This is a genomic window from Bifidobacterium mongoliense DSM 21395 (assembly GCF_000741285.1).
Lineage (GTDB): Bacteria > Actinomycetota > Actinomycetes > Actinomycetales > Bifidobacteriaceae > Bifidobacterium > Bifidobacterium mongoliense.
This window is the reverse complement of record NZ_JGZE01000020.1, coordinates 1-10,491: the sequence shown is the minus strand read 5'-3', so window position 1 is coordinate 10,491 and position 10,491 is coordinate 1. Positions and strand designations below refer to the sequence as shown.

The 10,491-nt window shown below is 54.9% G+C and carries 13 protein-coding genes, 1 pseudogene and 2 riboswitches; of the genes and pseudogenes, 7 read left to right on the top strand and 7 right to left on the bottom strand.

The annotated features are described in order from the left end of the window. The first annotated feature begins 250 nt into the window (after window positions 1–250). Window positions 251–324, top strand: a riboswitch (Fluoride riboswitch). A gap of 21 nt (window positions 325–345) precedes the next feature. The 3 genes from BMON_RS07410 (at window position 346) to eno (ending at window position 2,859) form a co-directional block, all read left to right on the top strand. Next, entirely contained in the window at window positions 346–822 is a 477-nt protein-coding gene (locus BMON_RS07410; protein ID WP_033513685.1) for a universal stress protein, read from the top strand. Window positions 823–838: 16 nt separating this feature from the next. After that, window positions 839–929: riboswitch (Fluoride riboswitch) on the top strand. 54 nt (window positions 930–983) lie between these two features. Beyond that, window positions 984–1,478: an inorganic diphosphatase gene (locus tag BMON_RS07405; protein WP_033513687.1), complete on the top strand. Its 495-nt coding sequence runs from the start codon at window positions 984–986 to the stop codon at window positions 1,476–1,478. Window positions 1,479–1,563: 85 nt separating this feature from the next. Beyond that, window positions 1,564–2,859, top strand: coding sequence for a phosphopyruvate hydratase (gene eno / locus BMON_RS07400; RefSeq protein WP_033513697.1), 1,296 nt, complete (start codon window positions 1,564–1,566; stop codon window positions 2,857–2,859). Between the two features lie 279 nt (window positions 2,860–3,138). Here eno and BMON_RS07395 read toward each other — a convergent pair. From BMON_RS07395 to BMON_RS09705, 4 genes and pseudogenes are all read right to left on the bottom strand, one after another. Continuing rightward, window positions 3,139–3,642, bottom strand: a pseudogene (locus BMON_RS07395) (IS256 family transposase); the annotation flags it as partial. 280 nt (window positions 3,643–3,922) lie between these two features. Then, window positions 3,923–4,105: a hypothetical protein gene (locus tag BMON_RS10030; RefSeq protein ID WP_152595823.1), complete on the bottom strand. Its 183-nt coding sequence runs from the start codon at window positions 4,103–4,105 to the stop codon at window positions 3,923–3,925. A gap of 565 nt (window positions 4,106–4,670) precedes the next feature. Next, window positions 4,671–4,856 (bottom strand): hypothetical protein, encoded by a 186-nt coding sequence (locus tag BMON_RS09710; RefSeq protein ID WP_202805464.1) that lies wholly within the window; start codon window positions 4,854–4,856, stop codon window positions 4,671–4,673. A gap of 168 nt (window positions 4,857–5,024) precedes the next feature. Next, the gene (locus BMON_RS09705; protein WP_081882992.1) at window positions 5,025–5,936 is read right to left on the bottom strand and encodes an SDR family oxidoreductase; all 912 of its coding nucleotides are present in this window, start codon (window positions 5,934–5,936) and stop codon (window positions 5,025–5,027) included. Window positions 5,937–6,402: 466 nt separating this feature from the next. On the opposite strand from BMON_RS09705, the gene BMON_RS07385 reads away from it, so the two are divergent. From BMON_RS07385 to BMON_RS07375, 3 genes are read left to right on the top strand one after another with little or no spacing between them, the layout of a single operon-like run. Beyond that, entirely contained in the window at window positions 6,403–6,657 is a 255-nt protein-coding gene (locus BMON_RS07385; protein WP_033513690.1) for a type II toxin-antitoxin system RelB/DinJ family antitoxin, read from the top strand. Beyond that, window positions 6,650–6,922 (top strand): type II toxin-antitoxin system RelE/ParE family toxin, encoded by a 273-nt coding sequence (locus tag BMON_RS07380; RefSeq protein WP_033513691.1) that lies wholly within the window; start codon window positions 6,650–6,652, stop codon window positions 6,920–6,922. Before BMON_RS07385 ends, BMON_RS07380 begins: the two co-directional genes overlap by 8 nt. Window positions 6,923–6,935: 13 nt before the next feature. Further along, window positions 6,936–7,484, top strand: coding sequence for a recombinase family protein (locus BMON_RS07375; RefSeq protein WP_033513692.1), 549 nt, complete (start codon window positions 6,936–6,938; stop codon window positions 7,482–7,484). A 48-nt stretch (window positions 7,485–7,532) separates the two neighbouring features. Here BMON_RS07375 and BMON_RS10715 read toward each other — a convergent pair whose 3' ends face one another. Next, window positions 7,533–7,706, bottom strand: a complete 174-nt coding sequence (locus tag BMON_RS10715; RefSeq protein WP_081882991.1) for a DUF4113 domain-containing protein — start codon at window positions 7,704–7,706, stop codon at window positions 7,533–7,535. 289 nt (window positions 7,707–7,995) lie between these two features. Between BMON_RS10715 and BMON_RS07370 the strand changes: the two genes are divergently transcribed. Continuing rightward, window positions 7,996–8,547: a hypothetical protein gene (locus BMON_RS07370; protein ID WP_152595824.1), complete on the top strand. Its 552-nt coding sequence runs from the start codon at window positions 7,996–7,998 to the stop codon at window positions 8,545–8,547. 93 nt (window positions 8,548–8,640) lie between these two features. Here the strand turns inward: BMON_RS07370 and BMON_RS07365 are convergent, their stop codons facing one another. Continuing rightward, the gene (locus tag BMON_RS07365; protein WP_033513695.1) at window positions 8,641–9,948 is read right to left on the bottom strand and encodes a DUF6591 domain-containing protein; all 1,308 of its coding nucleotides are present in this window, start codon (window positions 9,946–9,948) and stop codon (window positions 8,641–8,643) included. Between the two features lie 323 nt (window positions 9,949–10,271). Further along, window positions 10,272–10,491 (bottom strand): integrase core domain-containing protein (locus tag BMON_RS09695; RefSeq protein WP_156098634.1); only part of this gene is annotated, 220 nt, incomplete at its 5' end.

The window sequence follows — 10,491 nt, the reverse complement described above, 5'->3', positions numbered from 1 at the left end:
GTTGCGCCTGATCTCGCGGCTGAGCTCGACGCGCTACGGCCCACGCATGGCGGCCGATCGCCCGGACCGTGGCGCCGTTGCCACCTGGATCTGGATGACCTGCCTTTCCTCCTCACCGATATGCGAATACACTCGTGACATGGGTGCGACACCTTCCTCCCGCGGAAACCTAGACAATCTCCAATGGTATAAGGTGTTGCACTTCAATCTAGACAACGGGGCATCACCATTTTTAGCGCTGCGTGCTATTATTGAACGAGGTGATGGAGCCCGCCTGAATCTCACGATTCGAACTGCTCATATGCTGATAGCCCCTGCCATGTGACATGCAACAGGAGGGCTGTTATGCAACATCCAACCGCACATCCATCGTCCATTATCGTCGGAATCATTCCCGGGCAGCCTGATAGGGTGATCGAGAAGGCATGCGAGATGGCCGCATCAATGGCCCCTGTCAAGCTTCATCTTGTCTATGTGGATCCCACCCTTGTCAAGGAAGACGGGCATATCGAGCCCCTAGATCCCGACAGCATGGGCGTAACCGAGCGTGACAACTCGAAGCAACTGTCTGAGCATGCGCTCAAAATTGCCCGGGGTGCAGGCGCTGATGCTGATTACCATCTTCTGGTGGGAGACCCTGTGAAGGAGCTTGCGGAGTTCGCCCGTGAGCACGATGCCGTGATGATTGTGGTGGGCACCCGGGAGCGTGGGGCCTTGGCTGCGTTGCAGGAGTGGGTCAATGGGTCGGTTTCGGTGCGTCTGGCGCACACGCAGCACATTGCCGTTCTCACCGTTCCACTCGCCGACGAATACGATGATTGACCGTGCCTGCTATACTGGTGAGCATGGGTATGAAGTTACCCAAGATAGTTTGTCGCGGTCGTGATGAGCGTCTGAACCGCTGTTAGGCTGATGACTTCTGCAGAGATGCAGGGGTCTGTTTTTTTTATCTCCCACATCTCCGCCAGAACGATGGGAGGAATATGAGCGCAACGAAAACCTTGTCCGTCCTTGTAGAGATACCACGGGGAGAGCGCAACAAGTATGAGATGGACCATGAGACAGGCAGGATCAAGTTGGATCGCACCCTGTTCACATCCATGGGCTATCCCGCCGATTACGGCTATGTCGAGGGGACACTGGGGGAAGACGGCGACCCCCTCGATGCCTTGGTTCTCGACGAGGTACCGGTATTCCCGGGATGCCTGATCAATGCTCGGCCAATCGGGCTGTTTGTCATGACCGACGAGCACGGTCCTGATTCGAAGGTTATCTGTGTGCCGGACGACATTCGATATGAGGGCGTGCAGGGTCTGGACGATGTCAGTGATTGGAAGAAGGCCGAAATCAAGCATTTCTTTTCCAACTACAAGTCGATAGAACCAGGCAAGCACGTCGATTCCGATCTGTCGTGGGCTGATCTGCCAGCGGCGCAGCAGGAAATCGCTGAGGCATTCGACAGAGCGAACCGAAAATAGTCTCAATTCATGAATGACTCGGGAAGTCACCGTATAGAGGCGGTGAACTCCTTGAAAAAAATTTCACAAGATAAAGGAACATATGATGAGCAAGATTTCGAATATTCACGCACGCGAGATTCTCGATTCGCGCGGCAATCCAACTCTGGAAGTCGAGATGACACTGGAGGACGGTTCTTACGGTCTTGGATCCGTTCCATCCGGTGCTTCGACCGGTGAGAACGAGGCCAACGAGAAACGTGATGGGGATGCGAAACGATATGACGGCAAAGGCGTGCAAACCGTCGTCGACGGAGTCAACGGTGAGATAGCCAAGGCGGTTGCCGGTCTCGATGCATCCGATCAGCGCCATCTCGATGAGACGCTGATTCGTCTGGACGGAACCGAGAACAAGTCTCGGCTCGGAGCCAACGCCATACTCGGCGTATCGCTGGCTGCCCTGCATGCCTCGGCGGCCTCGGCGCATCTGCCGCTCTATCAGTACATTGGTGGCACCAATGGGCACGTCATCCCGGTGACGGCGATGAATGTGCTCAACGGCGGCGTTCATGCCGTCTCGTCCAACGTGGACATTCAGGAATTCATGTTCACACCCGTTGGGTTTGACTCCTATCACGAGGCGCTGCGAGCCAACGTCGAGTCCTATCATGCTTTGAAGAAAGTCTTGATTGCGAAGGGGTTGGAAACCGGATTGGGTGACGAGGGTGGTTTCGCACCGAACCTCAAGTCCAATAGGGAGGCCTTCGACCTTCTGGTCGAGGCCATCGAAAAGGCGGGCTATGAGCCAGGTCGGCAGATTGCCATCTGCTTCGATTCCGCTGCCTCAGAGTTCTACGACAAAGGGAACGACGTCTACAACTTTGATGGTTCCAAGGCCAGCGCACAGGACATGGCTCAATTCTACGAGAGCCTGATTAACGAGTATCCCATTGCTTCCATCGAGGATCCATTCGATGAGAATGCATGGGATGATTTCAAGGCGCTCACCTCCAAGATTGGCGACAGAGTGCAGGTGATGGGAGACGATATCTTCGTGACCAACCCGAAGTTCCTACGCCGGGCGATCAGTGAGCACACCGCCAACTCCACGCTCATCAAGCTCAATCAGATAGGAACTGTGACCGAGACCCTCGAGGCGATCAAGCTTGCCAATCGCAACGGATTGACCACCATGGTGTCCCATCGTTCCGGCGAAACACCGGATACGACCATCGCTGACCTTGCAGTCGGCACCAACGCCATGCAGCTCAAGTCCGGCGCTCCGGCTCGTGGCGAGCGTGTGGCGAAGTACAATCAGCTGCTGCGGATCGAGGAACGGCTCGGCGACTCCGTCGAATATGCGGGACTGCACGCCTTCCCGCAGTTGGCAACACGCATCTGAACCTCTGATCAGGATGCGCTTGCGTCCATGCCATATGGGTGCAAGCGCATCGCTTTCGCGCTGGCCAGATAGCTATGCACAACAAGGCCGCTCATGTGTATGGCCGCTGGTTGATTCCAGCGGCCATACTGTTACTGGGCTGCAGTTTCGCACGCTTAACAGGCCACATGTTGCATCATCCGAACGGCCCGTGCCACCGCTGCACGGTGAGTTGACAATTTCACATGTGTGACAACCAATTTCATGAACAATCCATTGCGCGCAAGCTGGTACAAATAACGAACGTTTGTGCCACACACCGTCCATGAACACATACGGGTAGGGCTGTTGCAACGGTGTGTTACGCCACCGGTCGATATCCGCATACACGCGTTTGAGCTGGTCCGACAGCGTCTGCGACGGCATCCGGGAACCCCACAGAGCCTGACTGATGTCATCGACACGCCTGGTGGAGACACCCGCCAGATACATGTCAATCAAGGCTTCCTCGACCGACTCCTCCCGCCTCCGGTAGCGTTCGATCACCGCCGACTCGAACAGGGCACCCTTCAACTTCGGCACCCTGACACTCAGCTTGCCGGCCTTGACCGTCAGATCACGCCCGTAATGGCCGGCCCGATACGCCTTCCTGCCACCGGAGCGCTCATAGCGGGCGGCACCCGTGATCTCGTCGGCCTCAGCATCCAGCATCCGGTTGAGGATCTCGTTGACCTTCCCGGACACCATCCGGTCCAGCTGGGTCTCGAACATGGGTTGGTTCACCTGTAAAATGTGCTTGGGCATGGCCCGTACCTGCTTTCCAATCGGTTTTCACTTTCAGCGATTGAAAATCGTACACATGGGACGGGCTATGTTCCCACCACTTCAAAACTGCGCAAAAATCCCGGCATCATCCACTGTGATTGCCGCATTATCTAGCTGCAATCTAGCTGTGTGCGAGGTATGCCCATAATCCGTGGGCCCTTACAGCTTGTGATTTTTGCAATAATAAACAGCTATTCGCTATTTGCAGGACGATTCTGTTCTGCCGCTTCTTCTGGGAGAGATGGGCAGGAAGAGCGTCCTAGATGGAATCGTCAGTGGAGGAGGCATCGCGCTTCTTCTGCCGCCCATGGCGATCTTCATCTGGCACCTCTCTCGCATTCGCTTCCGGATTGGAAGATTGTGGTGCATCATTGATTGGAACGCCGTTAATTTTCAGAGCTTTCTGCTCTGACTCTCTTGAATCACCGTTTTCTTCGGTCATAGTCTTTCTCACCCCCTTCCCTTCCATTAGGAACCATCCTACTATTCGAGAAGTTTCTTGTGGCCTAAGACACCCATCGATGTGCTAGTAGATGAATTTCCAGTATGATCCTCTAAGCGCAGATGATTGCCATGCCTGTAGATCATATTGACCATGCAAATGAAAATACATGTATTGAGCCAGTTCGTTTCTCTTGAATTCATCATTCGCCTCCGCGGGACTGTGGATGCGAATCCTGTCTTCAAAGCAAGCCAAACGCGAAGGTTGATCTGGGATGACTGTTGCCATTCGGGTTCGTGGATAGATATCCTGAGCGCTGTTCGAAGCCATGCTCCAAATCGGATGGCGTACGAAGCATAGAAAACACCCGTGGATGTCCCTCGTGAAAGTCTGGCTCGATTCGTTCCGTAGTTCTACTTATCTTGAGTCATGAGGCTATGGTTTCGGTTGCGGATACTTGCGCCATCGTGTACCGATGTCTCTTCCCGGCTCTAATTCCCGTGCGCCTTCTTGGAATTATCACATTCCTAAGAGAGGACATATCGAGACGCAACTAGAGCAGAGTCTATTTTGTTGAGTGCTTGTCGGCTGATTCCTGCTGCTCCTTGGTGCGGCCTTCCTTGTGTCGCTGCTTGTTGACGGTTGCGGCCGCTATCTCTTCGGCGCGGTCCTTGCTATGACCGCGGTCAAGTTCGCTATCCTTGACATGCTGGTATTGCTTTTCATCGTCATTATTCCATGCCTTTGGCATCAGATTCCCACTTTCCCTAGTATTTATATATGTTTCTGTCTAGTCCGTTACAGCATCCGGCTAATGTGTTCTCTTGTGAACAGTCCCCTGTTTATGCTGCTCAATGTTGCATATGCCGGGTGCATGGCAATAATTGAGATTCTCTCCGAACCCATGCAAATCATCACTCTAGAAGATTGGTCTGCCGCCCGTTACTGCGAGGACTGTGCCGCTCACGTAGGAGGCTTCGGCATCATTTGCGAGGAAGACCATAGCACCAGCAAGTTCCGCTGGCTGTCCGGGTCTTCCTAGGGGCGTGTTCTTGCCGAAATCGGGAATGTGTTCGGAAGGCATGGTTGATGCGATTAGCGGAGTCCAAATCGGACCTGGCGCCACTGCATTGACGCGGATTCCGCGAGGTCCCAACTGTTGAGCAAGGTTTGCTGTGAAGTTTGTCAGCGCTGCTTTGGTCGCGGCATAATCTGTCAGATTTCCTGAAGGTTCGTATGCCTGTATGGATGTGACATTGATGATGCTTGATCCAGCCTTGAGGTAATGCAGCGCCTGTTGGGTAACCCAGAAAGTGCCGAACAGATTCGTATCAAATACATCACGCATCTCTTCCGTGGTCAGATCGGCAAAACCGTTGTCGCGACGACCTCGTTGCGTCCCTGCATTGTTGACTAACACGTCAAGGCCGCCAAGTGTGCGGGCAGAATCATCCACGAGTCGACGTGCCATATGCTCGTCGCGAATGTCAGCCTCGAGTATTTCACAGCTCCCTCTCTTGTCCACATCGACAATCTCACGCGTATGCTGTGCATCAATCACTTCAGAAGGTAGACAGGAAATTGCCACATGCGCACCCTCTCGGGCAAAGGCAATGGCAGTTGCACGCCCTATGCCGGAATCGCCACCAGTTATTAATGCTCGAATCCCTTCAAGCCGGTTTCTTCCCACCCAGCTTGACTCGCCATGATCTGGTTCCGGAGTCATCGCAACAACCGTTCCTGGAGGATTCTGGGTCTGCGGTGGATAATCTTTGGCTACTCGAGCTGCTGTGTCATTGTCGGATTGTTCTAATGTGTTAAGACCTGTCATGTGCTTCCCTTCATAAGTGCGAAGGATCGATTGCAAAGCGGGTATAGGAATAACTTGTCTAGTACGAGAAATTTCTTAGATGCGAGCAAATATCTTAGCTGCCAATCAGTCCGAGAAGAGCAGCGGTACAGAACTTTCCTTGCAATAATCACTTCGCTGTTCAGTTGCAATGCCGTTTATAATCAATGCTCATCCACATGGATGCTACCCGACAAGTATAGGGAAAATTCATGCTCATCGCAATAGTGTCTATAAATCGACCGTTTTCTACACAATCCCACGGCTCGACGTTTCGGGCCGTTTTCCATGCGAAAACGTGTATAGAAATCCGTGTAACAATCAATGTATAGAAACATCAGTTGCAGGATGAGTTTCTTCCCATAGGGCACCCTGATTGACGAGTGATTCCAATGGAAGTACAATGGAAGTACAATATAACCAATCTTGACATTGGAAGGAAACGGTCATGAGGATGGATACACGGGTGCAGGTTCGCAGCAACAAGGAGTTGAAGGATCAGGCCACTGAGTTGCTGGAGGGCATGGGGCTTGATCTGACCACGGCGGTGAACATGATGCTCAAACAGATCGTCAATGAGCGCAGGCTGCCGTTCCAGCCGGCGGCGGCGACCTTCGAGAACGCGGTGCTGTCCACGATGGACGAGCCGAGCATCCCGGTCAAGGATGATGACGCGTTCGCGGATATGATCGCCGATGCGTGAGATCAGCGTCAACCCGGCGTTCCTCAGGGACGTGAAGCGGCTGAAGCAGAAGCATTATGACATGGGACTGCTCGTCGAGGTGCAGGCGGTGCTCAGACGCAACGACAGGACGCTCCTGGCCGGCAGGTACAGGGATCATCAGTTGAAGGGCAACCTGCGTGGGTTCAGGGAACTGCACATACAGGGCGACTGGCTGCTGGTGTACCGCGTCGAGGGGGAGCATGTCACCCTCGCGCGCACCGGCACGCACGACGGACTGTTGTAGGAAAGGAGCCGGCATGATCATCGGCTATGCCAGGGTAAGCACCCTGGAGCAGAACGAGGCCTTGCAGACCGACGCGCTCGACAAGGCCGGCTGCGAACGGCTGTTCACCGATCACGCGTCGGGCGCGAAGGCGCACCGGCCCGAACTGGACCGCCTGCTCGATGTGATCCGCGACGGGGACACGCTCGTCGTGTGGAAGCTCGACCGGCTCGGCCGTAGCGTGCAGAACCTCGTGGACTTGATGAACCTGCTGCAATCCAGGGGCGTGGGGTTCAGGAGCCTGACGGAGAACATGGACACCACCACGCCCGGCGGGGTGCTGGTCTTCAATGTGTTCGCCGCGATGGCGCAGTTCGAGCGCGACCTCATCCGGGAACGCACCAACGCGGGATTGCAGGCAGCCAGGGCCAGGGGGCGTAAGGGCGGCCGACCATCCAAACTCACCGAGAGACAGCGCACACGGATCCGCGAACTCTATCAAAGCCGAACCCTCACCGTGCAGGAGATCGCCGACCAGTACCAGGTGAGCCGGAACACCATCTACAGCAACATCAAAGCATAACTACATAGTGACGTAGTTACATAACTGTGTAGTTATGTAACTAGCTAGTTATTGTGCTTTCGTCATTGCCAACTCGTCCCGTCGCGTGGTGCCCCGGTTGCTGAGTTTCTGCCGCTTCATGTTCCATGTCGCACCGGTTTCCTGCCGTGCTTGGCTCTTGCCTATGATGCCGACGCTTTGCAACTCGAATTTCCTGCTGGACTGGTCGAGTACAGTTTCCAGGCCATTGTCGCGTCTGACGTCCGTGCCGTCAAGGTTCTAATCGGTGGCGGTACTGCATGGATGCGTGATGGGCAAACACTGCTTATCTGAATTATGGTAGCTGTGGATGTGAAAGATGGCCTGCTGTCGTGCAATGCTCGGACGGGTCGCATGGTGGTGAGAGGTGCTCATGGATCGTTGGCGTAAGCTGTCTGGTTGGATTGGTGCCGTCTGCTTCGCTGTGCCGCTTATACCGCTCGGCGACCAGTGGGCGCTTACCCATCTGCGATCCAGCGTATGGGATCAGCCTATGCTGTTGTTTGCGAGTCTGGTTGTTACCCCGCGTACGCTGTTGACCATCGTTGCGCTCTCGGTGGGTGCTCCATGTTGGATCGCCTTTATCGTCCTGTGGACGCTGTCTGTAAACCGGCCCGATGAGAAGGTTGGCCAGTATCATGCCGCCTTGGTGCGGGGGAGCAAGGTGCTGCGAGGCTTGACACGTATGGTCATGGCACTGGCGGTGCTCTTGGGCATGCTGACCGCCGGGTTCACGCTCATGTTCGCTGACGTCTGTCATGTGCTCGCTCCGCGCAGCGCCGCCGGCTGTGACATCGTCGTCTCGGTGGAGTCAGCTGGCATGGCCGGCAGTGCCGGTATGGTGTATCTCAAACAGCCGGATTCACCTCGGCTCGTTGACACCGGGAGTGTCTGGATGACAAACGACAGCTCCGGAGTCGACCCCATAGGGGATGGAACCTGGTCGCTCGTTTGGCGGCATGGCAAAGCTCACTTGAACATCTGGGGACACAGCAGCCATGTGGAATTCCATGCAGGCTCTCATGCGACTGCCTGCATGGAATGAGGCCCGCCTTACCTATCTGTGGGGCGAGGAGAGCAATTCGGCGTACATGCGGGCCAGAGACCAGCTCACCCTACTATGGCTACTGACTGTGCTTCATTGTAATGTTTCGAGTTTTGCGTTGATGCGGTTCAGTGCTGCGGTGTAATAGTTCATGTCGTCTTGCGACATCGTGCTGGTGTCGAGCGTGGACCATTTCTCGGACATCGTGCTGTATTCCTGCATCATTTCCGTGTAGTCCTTCAGCATCGATGTCGGACTGCCGTCCCTCTGGTATTTGTTCATGAAGTCCACGTACTTGTTCATGAAGGATTCGTAATCGTCTATCGCCTTGCGTATGTCCGTCGAGGATGACCCCGACTGGGCTGATTCGCTGTTGGGTTTCTGTGTTGCCGGTGAGGTCGAGGAGGCCTTGGGCGTTTCGGTTGACGTTGACGTAGCTGCCGGCTCCTCGGTCCTGATTGACATGATGTTCTTGCCATTGATCTTGTAATTCATTGACAGTGTGTTCCCGTTGGGAGCGGTGGCGTAGTAGAAGTCCGTCCCCTTTTTGTAGTCTTCCTTGAATCCCTGCTCTCTGGCGTCCTTGACATACGCGTCAAATTGCGCCTGCGAGGTGTCACACACGTACATGAAGAAGCCGTTGGAGTTCTCCCACACCACTTCCCCTGATTGTGATTGCGGCTTGTTCAGCATTGCGGACACATCGCTTTCAGGCCAGAAATACTCGCCGCAGCTCACCTTCTGCTCGGCGGCTACAGTGTCCTCTTGCTTCGGACGGAAGGCCCAGATGCTCGATACGATTACCGCCACGACGGTGACGCCCACGGCAATCCAGGCAAAGAGGCCGCCCCGCTTGCCACCATTCCTGCGGGTGTTGTACACCGAGAAACCATCGAGAAGAAACGAGGGCACGAGCATCACCAGGATCGCGGTAACGTTCCACGCCCTCACGGTCACAGCCAGAACCAGGAAGACGAGCGCGAAGATAAGCGCAAAGACCGTCAGAACCGAGAATCTGGATTTCTGTTGCCGCGATGGCGCACCTTGCGCCGCCGGCATCGTCGGCTGTTGCTGCATGTCTGACGGCCCACCGGACCTACTCATGAATGTGGCGTTCAAGGCATCATAGAATCGTGCAGCGAACGGTTGCCCACGAACGGGATCGGCGTCCCGTGGGATCAGCTGGACATTGGCGCGGCCATCAGGAGCGAAGAACACCGTAACGTCACCCTGCTCACCGGATTGCTGGACCGCGAAGACGATAGACATCCTCGCATCGTCAATCGATTCAACACGATATGCGGCATCCTGTGACAGCATGCTCTTCAAGATCGCATACACCTGTTGCGGCGTGGCATTGAACGTTTGCTGGGGGTACGATGACCCATCGGACATAGTCATACGGTTCTCTCTTCAGGTAAGCTTTCCCAACCCGGATCCGGGTTGGCGAAGACACCCCGGGAGCCATGCCTCATCCTTTGAATGACACGGCTCCATAGCGGTGCAATCAGTTCAGACAATACCCAGAGAAGCGGACTATGTCCGATGACGAATTACACAGGCATTCACTCATCCTCTGCCAACATCGAAACACTGTTCCGAACTTTCCATAGACATAATGAGTTATCGTTCTTGACACAATGGCCATTTCCCGAAAACCTTTTCCCAGAGACCTCTGCAATCCTGCCCCAGTGGTTTCTGATTTGAAGTGGACTGGTTTTTGTTCACGCTGTTTTGTTGGTTTTTGGGGCGATTGATATCGCCTGGCGTTGATGATACAGGGTTTCGACTTCGCATGGTGTCCGGTAGCCGAGGCTTTCATGGAGACGTTGGCTGTTCCACCAGGAGACCCATGGGAACGTGGCCTGTTCCAACGCGTGCACGGACCCGAATGGCTTGGATCGGCGGATCAGTTCGCCTTGTACGCGCGTKRCGGTTTCGGCC

Bases quoted from the DNA above. Each gene is read 5' to 3' on its own strand.
- BMON_RS07365 (WP_033513695.1), bottom strand. From the start codon at position 9,948: ATGACTATGTCCGATGGGTCATCGTACCCCCAGCAAACGTTCAATGCC.
- BMON_RS07410 (WP_033513685.1), top strand. From the start codon at position 346: ATGCAACATCCAACCGCACATCCATCGTCCATTATCGTCGGAATCATT.
- BMON_RS07380 (WP_033513691.1), top strand. From the start codon at position 6,650: ATGCGTGAGATCAGCGTCAACCCGGCGTTCCTCAGGGACGTGAAGCGG.
- BMON_RS07405 (WP_033513687.1), top strand. From the start codon at position 984: ATGAGCGCAACGAAAACCTTGTCCGTCCTTGTAGAGATACCACGGGGA.
- BMON_RS07375 (WP_033513692.1), top strand. From the start codon at position 6,936: ATGATCATCGGCTATGCCAGGGTAAGCACCCTGGAGCAGAACGAGGCC.
- BMON_RS07370 (WP_152595824.1), top strand. From the start codon at position 7,996: ATGCTGTTGTTTGCGAGTCTGGTTGTTACCCCGCGTACGCTGTTGACC.
- BMON_RS07385 (WP_033513690.1), top strand. From the start codon at position 6,403: ATGAGGATGGATACACGGGTGCAGGTTCGCAGCAACAAGGAGTTGAAG.
- BMON_RS09705 (WP_081882992.1), bottom strand. From the start codon at position 5,936: ATGACAGGTCTTAACACATTAGAACAATCCGACAATGACACAGCAGCT.
- BMON_RS09710 (WP_202805464.1), bottom strand. From the start codon at position 4,856: ATGCCAAAGGCATGGAATAATGACGATGAAAAGCAATACCAGCATGTC.
- eno (WP_033513697.1), top strand. From the start codon at position 1,564: ATGAGCAAGATTTCGAATATTCACGCACGCGAGATTCTCGATTCGCGC.
- BMON_RS10030 (WP_152595823.1), bottom strand. From the start codon at position 4,105: ATGACCGAAGAAAACGGTGATTCAAGAGAGTCAGAGCAGAAAGCTCTG.